The 18,881-nt window shown below is 45.4% G+C and carries 21 protein-coding genes; 12 read left to right on the forward strand and 9 right to left on the reverse strand.

Going from position 1 to position 18,881, the window contains the following annotated elements:
- Window positions 1-84 precede the first annotated feature (84 nt).
- On the forward strand, window positions 85-435 hold the full coding sequence (locus QT979_RS05240; protein ID WP_293206221.1) for a type II toxin-antitoxin system RelE/ParE family toxin: 351 nt from the start codon (window positions 85-87) through the stop codon (window positions 433-435).
- Complete coding sequence (locus QT979_RS05245; RefSeq protein ID WP_242717105.1) at window positions 432-728, forward strand: helix-turn-helix domain-containing protein; 297 nt, start codon at window positions 432-434, stop codon at window positions 726-728. Before QT979_RS05240 ends, QT979_RS05245 begins: the two co-directional genes overlap by 4 nt.
- Window positions 729-754: 26 nt before the next feature.
- On the opposite strand, the gene QT979_RS05250 is transcribed toward QT979_RS05245, so the two are convergent.
- Entirely contained in the window at window positions 755-1,354 is a 600-nt protein-coding gene (locus QT979_RS05250) for a Uma2 family endonuclease (RefSeq protein ID WP_333162163.1), read from the reverse strand.
- Window positions 1,355-1,420: 66 nt separating this feature from the next.
- Between QT979_RS05250 and QT979_RS05255 the strand changes: the two genes are divergently transcribed.
- The 3 genes from QT979_RS05255 to QT979_RS05265 all read left to right on the forward strand — a co-directional run bounded on the left by QT979_RS05255 (window position 1,421) and on the right by QT979_RS05265 (window position 3,629).
- The gene (locus QT979_RS05255; RefSeq protein ID WP_333162161.1) at window positions 1,421-1,549 is read left to right on the forward strand and encodes a hypothetical protein; all 129 of its coding nucleotides are present in this window, start codon (window positions 1,421-1,423) and stop codon (window positions 1,547-1,549) included.
- Between the two features lie 334 nt (window positions 1,550-1,883).
- Window positions 1,884-3,320 (forward strand): hypothetical protein, encoded by a 1,437-nt coding sequence (locus QT979_RS05260; protein ID WP_333162158.1) that lies wholly within the window; start codon window positions 1,884-1,886, stop codon window positions 3,318-3,320.
- Window positions 3,321-3,449: 129 nt separating this feature from the next.
- Window positions 3,450-3,629, forward strand: coding sequence for a hypothetical protein (locus QT979_RS05265; protein ID WP_333162156.1), 180 nt, complete (start codon window positions 3,450-3,452; stop codon window positions 3,627-3,629).
- 246 nt (window positions 3,630-3,875) lie between these two features.
- On the opposite strand, the gene QT979_RS05270 is transcribed toward QT979_RS05265, so the two are convergent.
- A complete protein-coding gene (locus tag QT979_RS05270; RefSeq protein ID WP_333048380.1) occupies window positions 3,876-4,121 on the reverse strand; it encodes a hypothetical protein in 246 nt (81 codons plus the stop codon).
- A gap of 89 nt (window positions 4,122-4,210) precedes the next feature.
- Between QT979_RS05270 and QT979_RS05275 the strand changes: the two genes are divergently transcribed.
- Window positions 4,211-4,354, forward strand: a complete 144-nt coding sequence (locus QT979_RS05275) for a hypothetical protein (RefSeq protein ID WP_333183684.1) — start codon at window positions 4,211-4,213, stop codon at window positions 4,352-4,354.
- Between the two features lie 171 nt (window positions 4,355-4,525).
- Here the strand turns inward: QT979_RS05275 and QT979_RS05280 are convergent, their stop codons facing one another.
- Together QT979_RS05280 and QT979_RS05285 are read right to left on the reverse strand one after the other, a co-directional pair.
- Window positions 4,526-5,773 carry a class I SAM-dependent methyltransferase gene (locus QT979_RS05280; RefSeq protein ID WP_333308498.1) on the reverse strand — a complete coding sequence of 416 codons (1,248 nt, stop codon included), beginning with the start codon at window positions 5,771-5,773 and terminating at the stop codon, window positions 4,526-4,528.
- Window positions 5,774-5,833: 60 nt separating this feature from the next.
- Window positions 5,834-5,989: a hypothetical protein gene (locus tag QT979_RS05285; protein ID WP_333162876.1), complete on the reverse strand. Its 156-nt coding sequence runs from the start codon at window positions 5,987-5,989 to the stop codon at window positions 5,834-5,836.
- Window positions 5,990-6,456: 467 nt separating this feature from the next.
- Here QT979_RS05285 and QT979_RS05290 point away from each other — a divergent pair, with 467 nt between their 5' ends.
- The 4 genes from QT979_RS05290 to QT979_RS05305 all read left to right on the forward strand — a co-directional run bounded on the left by QT979_RS05290 (window position 6,457) and on the right by QT979_RS05305 (window position 13,224).
- Window positions 6,457-9,228, forward strand: coding sequence for a phycobilisome rod-core linker polypeptide (locus tag QT979_RS05290; protein ID WP_333308500.1), 2,772 nt, complete (start codon window positions 6,457-6,459; stop codon window positions 9,226-9,228).
- A 909-nt stretch (window positions 9,229-10,137) separates the two neighbouring features.
- A complete protein-coding gene (locus tag QT979_RS05295; RefSeq protein ID WP_333211080.1) occupies window positions 10,138-11,502 on the forward strand; it encodes a P-loop NTPase fold protein in 1,365 nt (454 codons plus the stop codon).
- A gap of 205 nt (window positions 11,503-11,707) precedes the next feature.
- The gene (locus QT979_RS05300; RefSeq protein WP_333308503.1) at window positions 11,708-12,685 is read left to right on the forward strand and encodes a shikimate dehydrogenase; all 978 of its coding nucleotides are present in this window, start codon (window positions 11,708-11,710) and stop codon (window positions 12,683-12,685) included.
- A 107-nt stretch (window positions 12,686-12,792) separates the two neighbouring features.
- On the forward strand, window positions 12,793-13,224 hold the full coding sequence (locus tag QT979_RS05305) for a hypothetical protein (RefSeq protein WP_333308505.1): 432 nt from the start codon (window positions 12,793-12,795) through the stop codon (window positions 13,222-13,224).
- Here the strand turns inward: QT979_RS05305 and QT979_RS05310 are convergent.
- The 4 genes from QT979_RS05310 to QT979_RS05325 all read right to left on the reverse strand — a co-directional run bounded on the left by QT979_RS05310 (window position 13,221) and on the right by QT979_RS05325 (window position 14,877).
- Entirely contained in the window at window positions 13,221-13,373 is a 153-nt protein-coding gene (locus QT979_RS05310) for a hypothetical protein (protein ID WP_333211074.1), read from the reverse strand. The two genes, QT979_RS05305 and QT979_RS05310, sit on opposite strands and share 4 nt — an antisense overlap.
- 89 nt (window positions 13,374-13,462) lie before the next feature.
- On the reverse strand, window positions 13,463-13,750 hold the full coding sequence (locus tag QT979_RS05315) for a YggT family protein (RefSeq protein ID WP_333083660.1): 288 nt from the start codon (window positions 13,748-13,750) through the stop codon (window positions 13,463-13,465).
- Window positions 13,751-13,980: 230 nt separating this feature from the next.
- The gene (locus tag QT979_RS05320; RefSeq protein ID WP_333211073.1) at window positions 13,981-14,304 is read right to left on the reverse strand and encodes a hypothetical protein; all 324 of its coding nucleotides are present in this window, start codon (window positions 14,302-14,304) and stop codon (window positions 13,981-13,983) included.
- Window positions 14,305-14,502: 198 nt separating this feature from the next.
- On the reverse strand, window positions 14,503-14,877 hold the full coding sequence (locus QT979_RS05325) for a YkgJ family cysteine cluster protein (protein ID WP_333211071.1): 375 nt from the start codon (window positions 14,875-14,877) through the stop codon (window positions 14,503-14,505).
- Window positions 14,878-15,230: 353 nt separating this feature from the next.
- On the opposite strand from QT979_RS05325, the gene psb30 reads away from it, so the two are divergent.
- A complete protein-coding gene (gene psb30 / locus QT979_RS05330; RefSeq protein ID WP_190740284.1) occupies window positions 15,231-15,371 on the forward strand; it encodes a photosystem II reaction center protein Ycf12/Psb30 in 141 nt (46 codons plus the stop codon).
- A gap of 106 nt (window positions 15,372-15,477) precedes the next feature.
- Here the strand turns inward: psb30 and recJ are convergent, their stop codons facing one another.
- On the reverse strand, window positions 15,478-17,574 hold the full coding sequence (recJ, locus tag QT979_RS05335; RefSeq protein WP_333308508.1) for a single-stranded-DNA-specific exonuclease RecJ: 2,097 nt from the start codon (window positions 17,572-17,574) through the stop codon (window positions 15,478-15,480).
- A gap of 355 nt (window positions 17,575-17,929) precedes the next feature.
- Between recJ and QT979_RS05340 the strand changes: the two genes are divergently transcribed.
- Window positions 17,930-18,835 carry a bestrophin family ion channel gene (locus tag QT979_RS05340; protein ID WP_333211067.1) on the forward strand — a complete coding sequence of 302 codons (906 nt, stop codon included), beginning with the start codon at window positions 17,930-17,932 and terminating at the stop codon, window positions 18,833-18,835.
- The last annotated feature ends 46 nt before the right edge of the window (window positions 18,836-18,881 follow it).

Genomic DNA, 18,881 nt, shown 5'->3' on the forward strand with positions numbered 1-18,881 from the left:
ACCGACATAGAGCGCTGAAGAAATAAAATACTTAAGGCAATACTTGAGTATAATTGTCACAGTATTCGATTCTCAACAAACTCGATGACCATCAAGCCGATTCGGTGGGTTGGCCCTGCCCGCGAAGAAATCCAATCTCTTCCTGAAGATGCCCGAAAAGAAGCCGGTTTTTCACTTTGGACTCTCCAGCAGGGCATACAACCACCAGACTTTAAACCGATGTCGATCGTAGGTAAAGGCGTTGAAGAAATTCGGATTCGGACAGAAAATGCCTATCGGGTTTTCTATATTGCTAGATTTGAAGAAGCTATTTATGTGCTCCATGCCTTCCAAAAGAAAACTCAGAAAACAGCTCAGAAAAATATCGAAGTTGGGCAGAAACGCTACCAAGATTTGTTACAAAATCGTTTAAACTCAAGAGAACCGGAACAATGAGCGAAAATACTATTACCCAAGCAGTCGATAATATCTTTCTAGACCTCGGATTCTCATCTGAAGAAGCTGATAACTTACTAATCCGATCGCAACTAATTCTCGCCCTGACTCATCAGATTAAAGAGCGCGGTTGGACTCTCGATCAAACGGCTCAACATCTCCAACAGTCCAACGATCGAATCAAAGCTCTAACTCAAGGTAAAATAGGGCAGTTTTCCGTTGACAGTCTGATTGCAATGCTCAATAAAGTAGGTATGACTGTCAAAGTCGAAATTTGCCCCAAGGTAGCTTAGGTGAAAATTATGCAATTTGGCGCATTCTACAACTGAAACTCTCCTCCCAAAACTTGTCCAGCCGTTAAATTCAACTGCGGAAAAGTCGGCGATATCAGCGCTTGTTCCCCTTGAAAAACCCCAACTTCGACATACTCACCTGATTCTAGTCGTAGTACCGCTACTCTCTCCTCTTGAGGGTCAACAATCCAATATTCAGGGATACCCCGCGCTGCATATTGAGCTCGTTTACTAATGTAATCGCGATCGCGCCCAACTCTACCTGGACTAACAACCTCGACAACCAACTGAGGAGGTGGCATAGTTTGGGTGATGGTTAGCCTGGTTGCTGTCAGCAAGATGTGTTCGGGGCGCAAAACCACCAAATCTGGGTAGCGGTTAGCTGCGTCGCCCTCCCGCAGGATCGGAACTTGGATTTCGCACATATGTGTTCTGATCAGCCTCAGTGGGATGAACCCGCTACTAGCCAGAGTGAATAGTAGATAGTTAGCAATGAAATTGTTGGGGCCCGATTCTGGTGGCAATGTTACTAACTCTCCATCAATTAATTCGTAGCGGTTGTCGGTGTCGTCCTCATAGGTGAGGTACTCTTCAAAGGTAAGTTTCTGTTTGTGGACTTGTGTCATCTTTTACCTTCCAGGATTGCTATTGTTATTAAAATATTTACACATCCGAGGGAAGCGGCGGTCGCAGTGATTTTCATTGAATTAACAAGCTGGGTAGCACTGTCCGATCGAGACAGGGCGATCGGCTCGACATCTCCGACGGCTGGCACGGCTGCCACGGCTCCAAAATTGCACCATATAGCGCGGTGTGGGTGAGTTTGAGGTAGATTGAATGGTGAGGACTGCCACGGCTGGCACAATTGCACCTAACCACGGTTGGAGCGGTGGGAGTGTTGCGGGTCTAGCGCGGTCGCTCGGAGCGGTTCAGAGCGGTCACAAACAATTAACCCGCCAGTGTTGGAGTCTAGCGGGTTAATTGTTTGTAGTGGTTTATGTCAATAGTAAATGTTTAATAGAGATATGATATTATATTGGCTTTAGGCTCTGGACTTACAACTGCCTATAAATAAATAGAAAAAACTCATAATAATTATTTAATTTATTATTAGTTTTAATGTGTTAAACCATTACAAAATTTGAGTCAATTTTTATGAAGAAAAACGTATTTTCTATTTTATTAAATGAAGAAATCACATCAGGTGATGATAGACTCAACTATGAATCGTATAAAAATCTATTATTAAAATGTAAATTTTGTCATCAAGCTGTTTTCTTTAAGAAATCAAGTAATTTTAACAAGCAGGGTATAAAAAGAGTAGCTCATTTTTCACATTATAAGGATATAGGGTATAATCCTTGTCCTGAGAGAACTGAGAGTAATACTAGCACAGGAGAAACGGATTCAGAGGGTAGAAAACAAAGTTTAGAAAAATATCAGAAAAGAATACAAGACATCCTTTATAGAGGAATAGTTTTTTATCAAAAAATCACATTTTTAAAACTTGAAGAACGTATAAAAGAAGGCGAAATTTTAATAAATCAATATGAAATTAATATCAATAAATGGTTAAATCAGTTTTACGAAAAAAGAGGCATTATTAAAAAATTGGCATTAACTTTGTATCATAATAAATCATCTCAAATAGAGTGTGATATTTTTTCAAATATAGTTTATTATCTGTGTTTTCCTGCTAGTGTGGATATTTTAAAGCAAATCCTTTATTATGTATTTCTTTTTGATAAAGAGGTTTTTTTTAGTAACGATTTTGATAAAGTTTCTTTTAAAGCGCTTACATTAATAAGTTATATTAAATTGGGTGAGGAATATTTACGAGCCAAAGAAAGTTTAGCAATTTTTAATGAAGATAATATTACAGAGGATGTATTAACTGAAGATAGAAAATTAGAAAGCGAAATAGTTGAGCCTAAGATGGTGACAACTACCAACCAATTTGGACAACGTTATATATATTATATTATAGAAGAAATAAAGTTAGATTATTATTTATGTACTCCTAAATTAAACAAAAAAGGTGAGAGAACTTTTCACAAAATTAGAGGACGACAATCTGAAGAAATCAGTATTAGTTGGCGTGAAGAGAAAGATGGTGGATATTTGATTCTACGGAATAACAGCAGAATTGTGGCAACTTTTTCATTAACGGTGAATAGGACTATTAAATGGAATCCTTTACCTGTGTATTTCGCAACTGAGAATATTATTGCAAGACCTTTATTATTTTCAAATATTGATAAAGATCATATTGAGAGTGACAATTTATATCAATTTTTTCTACAATGGATAAAATCAGATGATTTTATTATCAATCGAATTGCATGGGAAGATCACTATCCTTCTGAATTTATTAAGTTATTGTTTATTTTTATAGCCTATATGACCGAGTATTCACGTTTGACAATATCAACGGGAGACGATTCAATTCTAGAAAAAAATGTAGATGTCGAAAATATAGATAATCACTATAATAAATTATTACATCAATTAGTAGGAGACTCTAAATTATTGAAAAACCGTTATTTAACATCTAAATTACCTATACCAAAATTAAATGTGAATCCTTTATAAAAAATAAAATTGCTTATCCTATGAGACTTGGATGACAGGGCATAATCTAACCTAAAACTTTAGTGTTTTTTTTAGAATATTGTGCCATTATAGTTTTTAGTTGTTTAAAAACTTCAATCTCATCATTCTATGGAAAACTCAGAAGATAAACCTAATCCCGCTATTGAAGCTGCTAAAAAGACAGCTTCTGAACCTAATCCCGCTATTGAAGCTGCTAAAAAGACAGCTTCTGAGCCTAATCCCGCTATTGAAGCTGCTAAAAAGACAGCTTCTAACCCTAACCCAGCTATAGAAGACACCGAATCATAATCCCGTCTACAAACACGTCGTTTTAGAGGTTTCACGCTTTTAATCAGGAAATTACTGTTTCTTGATTTGTAAGGGTTACAGGGCTTAGGCGGGGAAATGTGAGTTTTCTCCGCCTAGCTTGATTTATAGATGTTTCAGCCTCTAAATCAGGATATGCTCTTATCCTGATTTAGTAAAGTAACGTGCCTGATATTTGTTGGTCTTCTTAACTGGTTCCCAGGCCTTAGCCTGGGAACGAGCAAACACCTACGCTTTGCGCTTCCGACGGCGAATCAGCACACTCATCACTTGGTTCGGATTAGCTGCACGTTGTACGGGACTCCAATCGCCAACTTGGGCAAATCCCAGGCGGTACAAAGTGAGTATGGTTTCCCTGACACCCTTGGGCGAACCTGTCACCGTTACACACACCACATCCTGTTCCGATTCTGCTGCTGAGTCGTCATTTGGCCGATCGAATTTGTTGTCGTCAGGCAAGAATTCCTGTGACATAATTATGTTCTCCTGGTTTTGGGTTTTCTAGAAAAACCCAAAAACCCAGCCGCCCCGCTTTTCAACGCATAGCAGGGCGGCTACAGAGGATGTTAAGATACTCCGTTAGCCTCCAGACTGCTTTGATCAGTTTGGCGGTTAGCTGTCCATTGCTGTTACCAGCAGCTTTGGGCAGTGCAACTAGATTTTTGGGCGACGCCGGCTACTTCCTCTACAAGCAAAGCAACCTCTAACTTCAAAGCGTAGCCGCAGACGGGGGCCTGTGTCAATCCATTTGGGATTTTAGGAGTAAGATTAAATGAACCGCGAAGGCACGAAGGACGCGAAGGAAGAGAAAGAAAGAGATGCAGTTCTTGCTTCGCGCTCTTCGCGTCTTCGCGGTTCGTTCAAATAATCAAAAAGCCCTATAATTTCGGTGTTAGCAAAATTAGCTGTTTTGATAAGATCGATCGCACTTCATCCAATCCAATCTCCACATTCCCCAAAATCTCCCCAACACTCTTCCCACCTTTACCTTGCCCAGACGGGCTTCCCTCTTTCTCCCCCCCTTGATAAGGGGGGGCTGGGGGGGGTACACAACCTTGCAAAAACTCAAATTCCGCACTTGACAAATTGAGCAATTGGTAGTTGCAATCAAACACTTGTTGACTAGGCCAACCGTGCATACAACCACTCAACTCTGGAATTGCCGCCAAAAGTGCCTTATCGTCCGACCAATCAATTTTATTAACAGGCTTTTTGCCCAAGAAAAACTCGTAATGAGTGATTTCCGTATCCAACAATTCAATTAATCGATAAAGCTCCCGTTCCGTCAAACCATGAGCTCTTTCTATCAATTCCGGCGCTTTCCCCAAAAGTCTTTCTAACTGCCAATATCCCGGATTTGAGAAACCAATAAATTCCAATCCCGAAGCGTCAATTAACTCGAACAAAGTCTCGATATTGTAGTCAATTTCCTGCGGGTGAACGTACATATCAGCAAAACATTCGTCCCGCTGATTTTCTCCTGCCCAACGCTGTTTTTCGTACTTGACAAGACGGTTATTTTCTGGTAATGAAGCAAAGATTTGACGACCGACTTTCACACCATCGGGATAGTCACCTTTTTGCGGGCCTTGGAGAAGCGCGATCGCCCTTTGCATCAGTTGAATTTCCCAGCGTCCGAGCTCAGCATACACAAAAATGTGCATCAAACCGCCCACCGCCAACTTCGCCGCCAGCGCTTGAATGCCCCGGATCGGATCGGGTAAGTGGTGCAGCACGCCCACGCAGTTGATCAAATCAAACTCGCCCTCTAACTCGGCGGCATCGTACAGGCTGAGGTGGCGGAAATCAGCTTCGCGCGCTCCCGATCGGCGACAGCGTTCTTGTGCTACCTTCAAAGCACCTTCACTCAGGTCGATCGCCGTCACCGAAGCTTCGGGATTGAGGTGAATCAGATAATCGGTGCTCGAACCAGTGCCGCAGCCAGCATCTAAAATCCGAATATCGAGTTTTGGCGGCTTTTGACCGGTGCAAAAATTGTAAGCATCAGGCCAACTCCAGCGCCAGTTGTACCCAGGGGGCGGTTCATCTGACAAAGGATCGGGCGGGAAAGGGAAAGTATCGTAAAGCCGCCGCACGGCAGCACTGATATCAGGCGTAGTATCCATAAGTGAGGTAATAGTGCGTGGGTTTTGAGATTGGTTGTCAGTAGCTACGGGGTAACACGGCTACGCCAAGCACTTCTTTTGCTGCGTTACTCGCCACAAAAGTGTCGCTGCGCGATAGTTTGGCAAGCCTGAAACAGAGGGATCGGGCGATCGACTAACCCCTGGTAGCCAAGCCCTGACTGCTTCTGCGTAATAAAACTTATCATTTTTTCTCATATAAGCTCTCTTAAATCTATACAATAAATCTCGACAGGCTTTTTAACAAACAAGGACTGTCAATAGCCCACCGCTGAACTGTCGGGTAAAGCGGAGGCGTCTTTCCGCAGAAAGTCAAAAGCCCCGAAACAGGCAGAAGAAAATTTTTGATTTTCTTTTCCTTTAATTCAAGGCACTGGCTGCAATCGCCCAAAGGCAACTCTCCTGCCGAGTCTTTTTTTCCACGGGTATACCGGCGGATCGCAGCGGAGGGAGTACCCCGTGCCTGCCTTCGGATCGGACATTTCCCCGCAGGCAGAAAGATGAAACCAAAACATTTTAATCTAAGAAAGTAAGCGCGCCCGAACCTCGTGACAGGTAAAGGCAAAAAGTAAACAAAGCAAAAATACCTACTTTGACCTGCATCAGAAGGCAAGGTTAGTCTGGTTAAATGCTGCAACTATTTGGATAGGGAGCTAAGGAGTCTAATGACTGTAAAGGCAAGTGGTGGAAGCTCGGTTGCGCGTCCGCAACTATATCAAACTGTACCGGTCGCAACTATTTCGCAAGCAGAACAGCAAGACCGCTTTCTACAGCGGGGCGAACTCAGCGAACTGGCAAGTTATTTCAGTTCCGGGGCTCTTCGGATCGATATCTCTGCGACGCTGACCCAAAACTCGGAACTGATAGTATCCCGCGCAGCCAACCGGATTTTTACCGGCGGTTCCCCGCTGGCATTTTTGGAAAGACCACAAGAACCTGCGATGGCTGTAGCAGGGGCGGCTCGCGGCGGCTCGGCGAATGTCTCTGAAGGCATGAAACTGGGAAATGTCACCTACGTAGAAAGCCGCGCTGGCGGCAACGGCGGTGGCGGCGGCGGATTCTTGGGGCTAGGAAATCTATTTTCTGGCAACGGTGGTGGCTACAGCGGCCCAATCCCAGCAGGATTTCAGCCGATCAATGTCTCGCGCTACGGCCCGGGCAACATGACCAAATCTCTGCGCGACTTGAGCTGGTTTTTGCGCTACATCACCTACGCAATTGTCGCTGGCGACCCGAATATTATTTCGGTGAACGTGCGCGGATTGCGAGAAATCATCGAAAATGCTTGCTCTTCGGCGGCCACAATTGTGGCAATGCAGGAAATGAAGGCAGCATCTTTGGGATATTTCAGAAACAATGCAGAGGCAAGTGCGATCGTCGGACAGTATTTCGACGTAGCAATTACCGAATTCAAAGCTCCCACACCTTCAGACAAGGTGCGGCAGCGCGAAAGCAACGACCAGCAAGGCTTGCAACTGCCTCAAATCTACTTCAACGCAGCCGAGCGCCGATCGAAATTCGTCATGAAAACCGGTCTGTCTTCGGCAGAAAAGATAGAAGTAGTCAAAGCAGCTTACCGCCAAGTATTCGAGCGCGATATTACCCGCGCCTACAGCCAAAGCATTTCTGACTTGGAATCCAAGGTCAAAAATGGCGAAATCTCGATGAAAGAGTTTATTCGCCGCCTTGGCAAATCTCCTCTGTACCGTCAGCAATTCTACGAGCCGTTTGTCAACAGCCGCGCTGTAGAACTTGCCGCTCGTCACTTCCTAGGTCGCGGTTTGAGCTCGCGGGAGGAATTTAGCAAGTATTTTGCGATCGTCAGCAAAGGCGGCCTGCCAGCCCTCGTAGACGCGATGGTTTATTCCCAGGAGTATTCCGATTACTTCGGCGAAGAAACAGTGCCTTACCTGCGCGGTTTGGGCCAAGAAGCTCAGGAGTGTCGCAACTGGGGCCCGCAAATTGATTTGTTCAATTTCAGCGCTCCGTTCCGCAAGGTTCCTCAGTTCATCACCTTGTTTGCTGGCTACAACCAGCCTCTGCCAGACCAGCACGTTTACGGTGTTGGCAATGACCCCTTAGAAATTCAGTTTGGCGCGATTTTCCCGAAAGAAACTCGCAACCCCAAGAGCCGTCCGGCTCCCTTCGGCAAAGACACTCGCCGTATCCTGATCCGTCAAGGTGCGGGGATTGACAATCAGTTGAGCAATCCGGCGGCTCGCGGTGCTGCTCCTGGCTCTCTGGGCCCCAAGGTCTTTAAATTAGACCAGTTACCGAGCAGCTATGTTGCTTCCAAGAAAACTGCCCGCGGTGTCTCTAGCAGCTACAGCAATGCTTCCAGTGTCAAATATACCGAAAGTTCAACCCAAGCGGTGATTCGGGCTGCTTACCTGCAAGTGTTTGGTCGCGATGTGTTCGACGGCCAGCGCCAAAAGGTGGCGGAAATTAAGCTGGAAAACGGCGAGATTCCGATGCGCGAGTTTATTCGGATGTTGGCGAAGTCGGACGTGTTCCGCAATATGTACTGGAGCAAGCTCTACGTTTGTAAGGCGATCGAGTACATTCACCGCCGACTCCTGGGACGCCCTACCTACGGCCGTCAGGAAATGAACGCTTACTTTGACATTTGCGCCAAGAAGGGTTTCTACGCGCTGGTCGATAGCATCCTGGACAGCACGGAGTACAACGAAGCTTTTGGGGAAGATACAGTGCCCTACGAGCGCTATGTAACTCCGGGTGGTTTGTCGATGCGGACGATGCGATCGGGTTCCGTCGCTGAGCAAAATGTCCAAGCTAAGACGCCCGAAACTCCTCGGTTTATCGAACTCGGCACTGCGCTCGATCGCGGCGAATTCGAGTTACAAAATAGCCTCGCTCAAGGTGTCAGCAAGCGGCGCGAACAAACTAAGGTGTTCAAGCTGACGACTACTTCGGACAAAGTAGCTTTGAAAACTTTAATTCAAGCTGCTTATCGTCAAGTTTTTGAACGCGACTTGAATCCCTACGTTGTGAAGAATGAATTCACGGCGCTGGAAAGCAAACTGGGCAACAATGAAATCAATCTCAAGGAGTTCATTGAAGCTTTGGGCTGCTCGTCGCTGTACGTCAAACAATTCTATGCACCTTATCCAAATACTAAGGTGATTGAGTTGGGAACTAAGCACTTCTTGGGCCGCGCTCCCCGCAATCAAGCGGAGATTCGGACGTACAACCAAATCTTGGCAAGTAAAGGGATTAAGGGCTTTATCAACGCCATGTTGAACAGCGTTGAATATGCCGAGGCGTTTGGCGAGGATACTGTTCCTTACCGTCGCTTCCCGACTCTGCCTGCTGCGAATTTCCCGAATACTGAAAGGCTGTACAATCAACTCACCAAGCAGAATGATGAGTTGGTGGTTCCAAGCTTTGAGCCAGTAGCTGCTACTGACAGAAGCTAGATTGATTTGAGGTTTGAGATGTTTAATTAACATTAATTTTACATCTCAAATTAATTGAAGGGCTGGTGTAATTGCCAGCCTTTTTTTTGTATAATTGGGGGATTTTTAACCGCAGATAAAGAGGATATAAAAGTTTTATTTTAGTTGGGATAAAATTTTTTTTAAATGACCGCAGAGGACGCAAAAATCTCAGGGTTAGGGAAGAGAGAGTGTGCTAAGAAAGCCATTTTCTACTAAAATAAGAGATTTAGTAAGGAGAAATATAGGAAGAAACCTGGTTTCTGAAGAAAGCGTGGGGAAGTCTTAGTTTCATTAAACTGGTACGATTCTAACATCCGTTTTGGGGCAATATCCAATCTGCCGAATCAGTGCCACCAAGAGTGTGAAATCTGCCATGGGATTGGCTGAAGCAATTAAATTTGAGGTTTCCGATTTGAGTTTATCTTGACTTGATAACCGCATAGGGGCGGGTGCAAGTTCCCGCCCTTTATATATTCGGTTAACCGTACTCAAATAGCCACTTTAACAGGAGAAAATTACCACCCACTCTTCGTCGTTGATTTCAATATACAAAATTGCGGCACAGACAGAGCGATTGCCTAGTTATCGGGTATTAGTGATTTCCCTTCATTCTGTGTCGGCAAAAATTAGGTATAATTGGTGAGTGCGTATGATGATAAAAGTTTAAAAAAAGAATAGCCAGGGAGGGAAGAACCCCACCCCGATAGTGATGAGTCATTACCATCTAAAATCTACAATCTCAAATTTAAAATCTCAAATTTTATGAGCTAAATTAAGATATTGACCGCAAAATAAAACAGCAGAATAAACAGGCCACTTGTGCTGATTATTACCATAGCAAAACGAATAAGCTATTAGGGCATAATGTTGTGAAAGATGGAACAGGGTATGGAACTAAATTTACAGAAATTTTATAGCGCCTGCAATCCCAGCTACACCCTGGCAGTAGCAAATCAACAAGACCGACAATACTATATCGATTTCTCTTCAGTGCGGGGCGGCACAATCGTAGAACAATTGGAGCGCACCATCAGCCGTCTGTCCCCCGATGCACCTACCTGTCAATTATTCACCGGTCACATCGGCTCTGGTAAATCAACAGAATTGCTGCGGCTGCAAGCTCAATTGCAGCAACAAGGATTTCATGTTGTTTATTTTGAGTCGAGTAAAGACTTAGACATGGCAGATGTAGATATCACTGACATTTTGTTGAGCGTTGCTCGTCAGGTGAGCGAAAGCATCGAGAAAATGAAAATTAAGCTGCAACCGACGGGTTTTAAAGCTTTGCTCAAAGGGATTGCTGATGTTTTTCAAACTCAAATAGACTTGAGCGCGGAAGCTAATGTTCCGGGTTTTGGGGAAATAAATGCCAGCACGGAGGGAGAATTTTCTCTGGCGTTGGGAATTGGCAAAATTACTGCTAAGGCGAAAGATGCTCCGAATCTGCGATCGGAGTTGAGGCAATATTTGGAGCCGCGAACTAACGTAATTTTAGATGCGCTTAATAAGGAGTTGCTAGAGCCGGCTAATCAAGAACTCAAACGCCAAGGGAAACAAGGACTTGTAGTAATTATCGACAATCTCGATCGCATACACCTGTGCGCGAAACCAACGGGGCGGCTGCAGCCGGAATACTTGTTTGTCGATCGCGGCGAACAGTTGGCAAGACTAAATTGCCACGTCGTGTATACAATTCCTTTGGTGCTGATTTTCTCTAACGATTTGGGCCAGTTGACGAATCGATTTGGGGTAGATCCGAAGGTTTTGCCGATGGTGCCGGTGCAGTTGAGCGACGGTTCTGAGTGCTCTGAGGGTGTGGAATTGCTGCGGCAGATGGTTCTGGCGCGGGCTTTTCCGACGGTGCATCCTTCGCAGCGCTATGCTTTGGTAGGCAAAGTTTTCGACTCTGCGGAAACGCTCGATCGCCTGTGTCGAGTCAGCGGAGGTCATGTCCGCAATTTGCTGCAACTGCTGTATAGCTGTCTGCAGAAACAAGACCCTCCTCTGTCGCGGGAAACTTTGGAAAATGTGATCATCCAGCGCCGCCACCAGCTTACTTTGGCGATCGAACCTGATGAGTGGAAATTGCTGCGCCAAGTATCCGCTACCAAAACTGTGAACGGGGAAACTAAATACCAAATATTGCTGCGGAGTCTCTGGGTGTTTGAATACCGTTACGGCGAGGATTATTGGTTTGATGTCAATCCGATTTTGGCTGATGCCAAAGAGTTTCGGCAAACAGTTGAGAGTTGACAGTTGACAGTTGACGGTTGACGGTTGACAGTTGACAGTTGACGGTTGACAGTCACTCGGCGAGGAAAATCGCTTCTGAATTAACGAAGTTCACTCCTAGCCGACTAAAGAATAAGGACCCAACTGTAGCAAAATCTGGTATGAAAACTAACAAAACTCAACAGTCAACCGTTAACAGTCAACAGTCCACTCTCAACTAACAAAAATGATTAAAGGCACTACTAAACTGTTAGGAGTAATTGGTCATCCCGTCGAACATTCTCTGTCGCCGGCGATGCACAATGCTGCTATTTCCCAATTGGGAGTCGATTTTGTTTACTTGCCGTTTCCGGTAAAACCAGGGGATTTAAAAGCTGCTCTTGCAGGATTTGCGGCGATCGGCGTTCGGGGATTTAGCATCACGATTCCGCACAAACAAGCAATCTTACCACTGCTGTCGGAAGTTTCCCCGATCGCCCGAGCGATCGGCGCAGTCAATACCGTATACCTAACTGACAAAGGTTGGTGTGGCACAAATACTGACGTTGAAGGCTTTCTCGCGCCCCTGCAAACCCCCCCAACCCCCCCTTACCAAGGGGGGGCTAAAGACGCTACCTCTGGCTTAGAAAGCGGCAATATGGCTGTTAAATCCGGTCCCCCCCCTTACCAAGGGGGGGCTAGGGGGGGTTCCGATTGGACTCAGAAAGTAGCAGTAATTTTGGGGAATGGCGGGGCGGCGAGAGCTGTTGTGGCTGGATGCGCTCAATTGGGATGTGCAGAGATTCACGTTGTCGGCCGCAGCGAACAAAATTTAGCGGAATTTCAGCAGAGTTGGCTCAATTCTCCGATGCCCGTGCAGAATTTGCAGGTGCATACTTGGGATAATTTGTCAAGTTTAATCTCGCAGGCAGATTTGCTGGTGAACACGACGCCTGTGGGGATGTATCCGCAGGGGGAAAAGTCGCCTGTTGCGGATGGTGAGATCGATCGAATTTCAGCAGGTGCGATCGTCTATGATTTAATTTACACCCCTAATCCTACGCAATTTCTCAAAGATGCGAAGATTCGGGGAGCGCGAGCTATTGACGGACTCGAAATGCTAGTTCAACAAGGAGCAGCCGCCTTAAAAATTTGGCTGGATAAAGAATCCGTCCCAGTCGATGTGATGCGCCAAGCCTTGCGACAGCATTTAGGTCTAGACTAATGCCATTTCTTCAAAAAGTAGCTGTAGTTTTCAGAATTCCTATAAGTAAGAATTTGAGGCTAAATTCGCGCTAAGCTGAGAATTAAAATATACTTTCCCCGCCATTTATGAAATTTCGAGCTATCAGCCTTTTTTTTGCTACTTGCCTAATCGGAATTTTTAGTTTGGTATACACTCCACCTGCTTGGGCTTTGACGCAGATTAAACTTTCCGACCTTTCTTATCGCGAATGTCCTGCCGAAATGGGAGAAGGAACAGTCACCAGTGGCAGTTCTATGGAAGCTACCTGCTTTTTGATTACTGGGAAAGCTGAAAATAGCACGGGCAAACCAGTTGTCAATGCTGATATTTTCGGCCGCATTTATGATGCTGACGACAATCCGGTGATGCAAAACCGGACTCGGTTGGGTTCTATAGAAGAAGTTCCTCCCGGAGTTAGCGATTTTCAGCTCAGAATTTCGGTTGCCTCCAATCAGAGAACACCTTTGAAGCTCAAGCAATTTAAAGCTACAGGTTTTACTGGCGTGGTTCGCCGTTAAGGAAACTCTTTGAGATTTAGGGTGGGCTGCCCGTGAAAGTGGGATGCTGTTTTAGATTTGAGATTTTCGATTTGAGATTGTTGAGTGGCTGGCAATTTCTCATTTCTGATGTACGATGAACTCCCCAGCTTTTCAACCGGGGAGTCCATCTAAAAATCTCAAATCTAAAATTTAGTTGCCGGCTGCTAGGTCTGCCAAACAATTTACGCTCGATGCTTAAAAACTTAAGCTTTTCAAACTACAAGGATGTTTGCAAGCTGGTCAAAAGACCGATCAAGAATTCCGAGCCGAACTGAAGTACAAAAAACGCAATCAGTGGCGAAAAGTCAATCCCTCCCAAGGGGGGGATAATCGATCGGAATAGATTCAGGTAAGGGTCTGTTAACTGACTCAAAATTGAAAAGGGGGGGTCGTACCAATTGATATTCGGGAACCAGCTTAATAGCACGCGACAAATCATTAGGGCTACATAGATTTGCAGAAATGTGGACAGCGTGGTTGCCAAAAGGCCTATGGAATAACTCATATATTCTCGTTGAAGTTTGAGTAAAGTTTACAGACACTTTAACTTAAAGTTTAGCATAGGTGGGGGAGAGGGGGAGCATCACGCTGTTTGCGGGCGGGCTAGAAGAGCAACTGCCCACAATAAAAATCACTGTTTGCTTCACAGACTCGAAAGGTCTGTGAAGCGAGAATGGTGAAAGATGTGAGTAGCCCGCATTGATGTGCCCGACTAATCTAAAATCTTAAATGGAGTTAGGAGTCTTGAGCGATCGATCCCTCGCTGCCCGGAGCCGGCGTGTTGCCGTTTACGTCTCCGAGTTGCAGCCGCACGTCATCTATTGCCTGATTTAGCTGGGCAATTTTATCTTCTAAACTCAGCCTTGCTACCTCCATCCCGTCGGCTTCGAGTTGGCTGGCTTTCCTCTGGCGGATTTTTCTGGTTTTTGCGTCTGAAGGTTCACTCAGCAAAGCTTCAGCAGCGCGCCGCGACAGCACCGCGCCCAAAACTGCACCCACCAAGCCGCCAACGGCAGCTCCGGCAATAAATCCCCCTGTAAAACCCTCTCGATTACTCATAGCTCAACTCAACTGCGCGATATTTCCTTGATTTGTTTATTTTGACACTCTCCCGGTGAGAAACCGGGAGATTGTTAGTTGTCAGGTAGGCGTTGCACAATTTGAGGAGGATGGTTGTGGGGTGTCCCGCCTGCTGTGAAAATACACGCCTTCGCGATCAGGGGCCCATCCCCCAAAACAATCAAAATCATCCCGCAATTATGCAACACCGTCAGGTAAGGCGAGGATTCCGACTTCAGAGTTAAAGCGGATCATTTCCAAAGATCGATCGCCATAAAGATCTTCAATGTGTTCCAAGCAGCACTCGATCGCGAAATCGTTCAATTCAGTCGGCTCAACGCCGTACATTTCCTGAAACACCTCTGAGTCTACCCGACAAAAGCGCGGTCGATCGGCGTAAATCCCGCATTCTCTGGTAGTTTTGTCAAAATTTATACACCAACCGTCATCTCCGACTAAGCTCAAATAGACCGCTAATTCGTCTTCAGATAAATACTCGTCTAAGTCTGGGCGCTCTGTTGGGTCGAGGTAACAACAAGCACCGCACTGCTTTACGCAACGCCAAGTAGCCATAGTTTGATTTTAGATTTTAGATTTTAGATTTTAGATTTTAGATTCGGAGCATTATGTGGAAAATGCCAAACTTTAGGAAATTGGGGCTCTTAAAGTATATCAATTGCCAGCGCCCGCCGGAGACGGATATCCCGAAAGGGGGTTCGATTTGAGATTTGAGATTTGAGATTGGGGGGAGTTTCCGGGAAGGGGCATCAAGTCCCTAGTTTCCTGTGACTGAGAGGTCGATCGTAGTTTACATTTTGTTGAATTTTGTAAAGTTCCTTAAAAAATATGGTCGATCGCCCGGTAAAATCAGAAGCGGATTTTCTAATTCAACAATCTAGACTTAATCACTACAGTCAGGAGGACAAATGGACTTTATAACCGATCTTTTCAGTGGTATGGCTGGTGTAGACTACCAACTCATTGTTCAGGTAGCTTTACTCGCAGCCGTCGTGCTTTCTGGCCCGATCGTGATTTTTCTCTTGGCTGCTAAAGGCGGCGACCTGTAATTATAGCACGCTCCGGGGCGATCGAGAGTTGGGAGTTTTGAGTTTTAAATTATGCAAAATTCACAAGGCTCGATCGCCAATTTTCCCTGCTGCACCTGCTTTGTTATCAAATACCGAGGGCGTGTTTAGCAGTTTGAATCAAATTCTCAAAAAAAGGTAGAGATACATCGACTTCTCTAGCATCTTTGCGGGAGTTACCTAACAAACCGATGTTTTGTCCGGGTGCAACAGCCAAAACTTGCCCTTGAGAGTTGCGAATTCTCAATTCCTCGATCGAGCCTGCAGGAGATAGACTGCAAGAATAAGTGCGATCGCAATAATCAAACTCCACTTTTCCGAACTTCGGTGGCCTGGAAGTAGCAGCATTTGCCGGTAGCCGAACGCCCAACAATTCTAATTCAACCGACATCTTGCCATTAAAACTATTTTCCCGCAATCGGTAAGCAATATCAACCCGCCGAGGCAAAGGAAAATATTCGCCCCAACGCCAAGCAATCGCCTTCACACTAGCCGATACATTTCCATCTTGAGTTGCAGTTAGTTTAACATGACCTCCTTTACCAACAATTTTCTGTTCAGTTATGCAAACATTAGGCGTCCAAAATACAGGAGCCTTATTTTCAATCCCGCAAGGTTCCAGAGCATCAATTTGTCGGTAAAGGTCAAGATTAATCTCTGCCAAATCTGCCTGCACGTCAACTGAAACCAGCGGTTTTAGGTGTTCCGGCTGCAAACATTGATTGGCAAAAATTGACAGTTGATTGCGGAATTCTTCGAGATTATCAGCCGGCATCGAAAAACCGCCCGCCGCTTTGTGTCCGCCAAATTTAGTTAATAAATCCGCGCAAAAATTCAGCCCGTCAAATACATTAAACTCAGGAATTCCCCTCGCCGAACCCCTGATAATTTTATGGGCAACCGCCCCTACAGCCTCGTTTTCGCCAGCCTCATCCTCAAAAGTGCCAATAAACACAGGTACGCCGTAGCGTTCCACTAACCGAGAAGCCACAATCCCGATCACCCCGTGATGCCAACCGGGTTGCACGACAACTAAAACTCGTTCTTGCTGCAAATCGAGATCACTTTTCTCGCACCAAGCAATTGCTTCCTGCTCAATTTCCTGGCACAACTCCTGCCTGCGCTGATTGATTTGTTCGCACTGCATCGCGTTTTTGAGAGCCAATTCGCGATCGTCCGTAGTCAGCAACTCTATCACAATTTGAGGGTCAGCCAGCCGCCCCACAGCATTAATCCGGGGACCAAGCCTAAAACCAATATCTTCAGGCTTTAACGTATTGCTAGCTTGGCTTTTTGAATTCAGAAGAGGTAAACTTTCCGCACTTCCCGGCTGCACTCCAGCCACCTGAATCAAAGCCTGAATACCCGCCAATTGCGAGTGAGGCAACAGCCGCAAACCCCGCTTCACCCAGCGCCGATTAACGCCAGTCAAAGGCGCTAAATCCGCAATAGTTCCCAACGTAAATAACTCCAGCAAGGGATTCACCAACCCCCCAACTTTTTTCATATCCTGAGCCAAAGTAATAGCCAAAACATAAGCAACGCCTACGCCAGCCAAACCGCGATAAGGTGAAGATTCTGCGATTAATTTCGGGTTGAGAATAGCATCAGCAGGCGGCAGTTTTGGCGGCAAATCGTGGTGGTCTGTAATAATAACTTTGACACCGAGTTCTCGTGCTCTAGCAACCGGGCCGTAGGCTGCAATTCCGTTGTCAACGGTGAGAATGAGAGCGACACCTTCCGAGTAAAATTCTTCTACAATGCGATCGTTAATCCCATAACCTTCTCGCATCCGGCTGGGAATAGCATAATCCACATTCGCGCCCAGAGCCCTCAGAGCTCGCAGCAACAAAGCCGTGCTCGTCATCCCGTCAGCATCGTAGTCGCCGCAAATGGCAATTTTTTGCCCTCCCGAAATCGCCTCCCGCAAAAGTTTGACACTCGCAGCCAAATCGGGAAACTCATCTTTTGGTGGGGCCAAAACCAGAGATTCCGGTTCGATAAACCCTTGCACTTCTTTAAGCGAATCGATTCCCCGGTTAATCAGTACCTGTGCCAGCAAGGGCGACAAACCGATTTCAGTGGCAAACTGTTCGGCTTGCTGCGTTTGAGGGGAATAAATTTGCCACCGTTGGTTTGGCAATCGGTGAAAATGAGGGGGCACAGATGTCGGTCGCTCTTGCACGGAAGCTGAGGTTTAAATATACATAGTTAATCTTACCTAATTAAGTGCATCCGTCCATCAATTTTAGATTTTAGATTTTAGATTGATGAGTTTTTTGGGTAAAATCCAAAGGTTGTTTGTAGGAAAGCTTTTTTCGGAAGCTCTCACCGCGCCCAAATAGGGATACAAGCCCCTGACAGCAGTCGTGGAGACCAAAAAATTTTAGACCAAAGTTCAAACACCTCAGATTTATCTGTGGAGTCAATCTAAAATCTCGAATCTCAAATCGACTGGTGGGGCCGAAGAAATAAGTGTAGCAGGCAGTTGTGCCGCCCGTGCTAGGACGGGGCTAATTTAATTTAATGAGGAGACTTGCATGAGTGTCGATCGACCACCTTGGTTTAAAATTGCATTACAGGTTCGGGGGTCTGTCATTCCCTCAATTTTGCCCCGCGTTTTGCTGTGTGGGGGCTTTGGAGTTCTGATTTCCCTGCTGCACTTTTTAAAGTGGCCGGTTTCCTTACCAATTTTGTCGAGTATTGTACCCAGTATTGTCCTGGGTCTACTGTTAGTTTTTAGGACAAATACAGCCTACGAAAGATTTTGGGAAGGTCGAAAAATGTGGGGAACGTTAGTCAACAACGTCCGCAATTTGGCGCGCCAAATCTGGGTAGCAATCGAGGAAAAAGACCCGCAGGATATCGTAATCAAAAAGTCAGTCCTGCGCCTCTTACCTGCCTTTGCGGTAGCCCTGAAACTGCACTTGCGCCAAGAATTAGTAAATTCAGAATTGGAGCATTTGATGTCCCCATCGCAGTACCAAAAGCTCAAGTCGATGAACAATCCGCCCCTAGAGATTGCCTTTTGGATTGAGGATTACTTGCACGAACAGTACGAGGGCAATTGCGTTGATGTCTATCAGTTAACTGGTATGAAGGAGTTAATCAACTCTATGATAGATGTATTAGGTGGCTGCGAGCGAATTTTGAAGACCCCTATCCCTTTGGCTTACGCGATTCACCTAAAACAACTATTGTTGCTTTACTGTTTGGCACTGCCCTTTCAAATGGTAAACGATGTGAGTTGGGGAACTGGCCCTGTTGTAGCTTTAATTAGTTTTACTTTGTTCGGGATTGAAGAAATCGGCATTGAAATAGAAAATCCCTTTGGACACGATGCCAATGATTTGCCTTTGGACAATATTTGTGCTGCCATGCAGCGCAATATCGACGATTTAATTTCTTTATCTCCTAGCGTTCACGAACACGTGAAAGATAAGTAGAGTCATTCGATTTTAGATTTTAGATTTTAGATTTTAGATTGGTACA

Source organism: Microcoleus sp. w2-18bC1, from assembly GCF_036700365.1.
GTDB lineage: Bacteria > Cyanobacteriota > Cyanobacteriia > Cyanobacteriales > Microcoleaceae > Microcoleus.

Bases quoted from the DNA above. Each gene is read 5' to 3' on its own strand.
- QT979_RS05240 (WP_293206221.1), top strand. From the start codon at position 85: ATGACCATCAAGCCGATTCGGTGGGTTGGCCCTGCCCGCGAAGAAATC.
- QT979_RS05245 (WP_242717105.1), top strand. From the start codon at position 432: ATGAGCGAAAATACTATTACCCAAGCAGTCGATAATATCTTTCTAGAC.
- QT979_RS05250 (WP_333162163.1), bottom strand. From the start codon at position 1,354: ATGACACAAGTCCACAAACAGAAACTTACCTTTGAAGAGTACCTCACC.
- QT979_RS05260 (WP_333162158.1), top strand. From the start codon at position 1,884: ATGAAGAAAAACGTATTTTCTATTTTATTAAATGAAGAAATCACATCA.
- QT979_RS05265 (WP_333162156.1), top strand. From the start codon at position 3,450: ATGGAAAACTCAGAAGATAAACCTAATCCCGCTATTGAAGCTGCTAAA.
- QT979_RS05270 (WP_333048380.1), bottom strand. From the start codon at position 4,121: ATGTCACAGGAATTCTTGCCTGACGACAACAAATTCGATCGGCCAAAT.
- QT979_RS05275 (WP_333183684.1), top strand. From the start codon at position 4,211: ATGTTAAGATACTCCGTTAGCCTCCAGACTGCTTTGATCAGTTTGGCG.
- QT979_RS05280 (WP_333308498.1), bottom strand. From the start codon at position 5,773: ATGGATACTACGCCTGATATCAGTGCTGCCGTGCGGCGGCTTTACGAT.
- QT979_RS05285 (WP_333162876.1), bottom strand. From the start codon at position 5,989: ATGAGAAAAAATGATAAGTTTTATTACGCAGAAGCAGTCAGGGCTTGG.
- QT979_RS05290 (WP_333308500.1), top strand. From the start codon at position 6,457: ATGACTGTAAAGGCAAGTGGTGGAAGCTCGGTTGCGCGTCCGCAACTA.
- QT979_RS05295 (WP_333211080.1), top strand. From the start codon at position 10,138: ATGGAACTAAATTTACAGAAATTTTATAGCGCCTGCAATCCCAGCTAC.
- QT979_RS05300 (WP_333308503.1), top strand. From the start codon at position 11,708: ATGATTAAAGGCACTACTAAACTGTTAGGAGTAATTGGTCATCCCGTC.
- QT979_RS05305 (WP_333308505.1), top strand. From the start codon at position 12,793: ATGAAATTTCGAGCTATCAGCCTTTTTTTTGCTACTTGCCTAATCGGA.
- QT979_RS05310 (WP_333211074.1), bottom strand. From the start codon at position 13,373: ATGGACTCCCCGGTTGAAAAGCTGGGGAGTTCATCGTACATCAGAAAT.
- QT979_RS05315 (WP_333083660.1), bottom strand. From the start codon at position 13,750: ATGAGTTATTCCATAGGCCTTTTGGCAACCACGCTGTCCACATTTCTG.
- QT979_RS05320 (WP_333211073.1), bottom strand. From the start codon at position 14,304: ATGAGTAATCGAGAGGGTTTTACAGGGGGATTTATTGCCGGAGCTGCC.
- QT979_RS05325 (WP_333211071.1), bottom strand. From the start codon at position 14,877: ATGGCTACTTGGCGTTGCGTAAAGCAGTGCGGTGCTTGTTGTTACCTC.
- psb30 (WP_190740284.1), top strand. From the start codon at position 15,231: ATGGACTTTATAACCGATCTTTTCAGTGGTATGGCTGGTGTAGACTAC.
- QT979_RS05340 (WP_333211067.1), top strand. From the start codon at position 17,930: ATGAGTGTCGATCGACCACCTTGGTTTAAAATTGCATTACAGGTTCGG.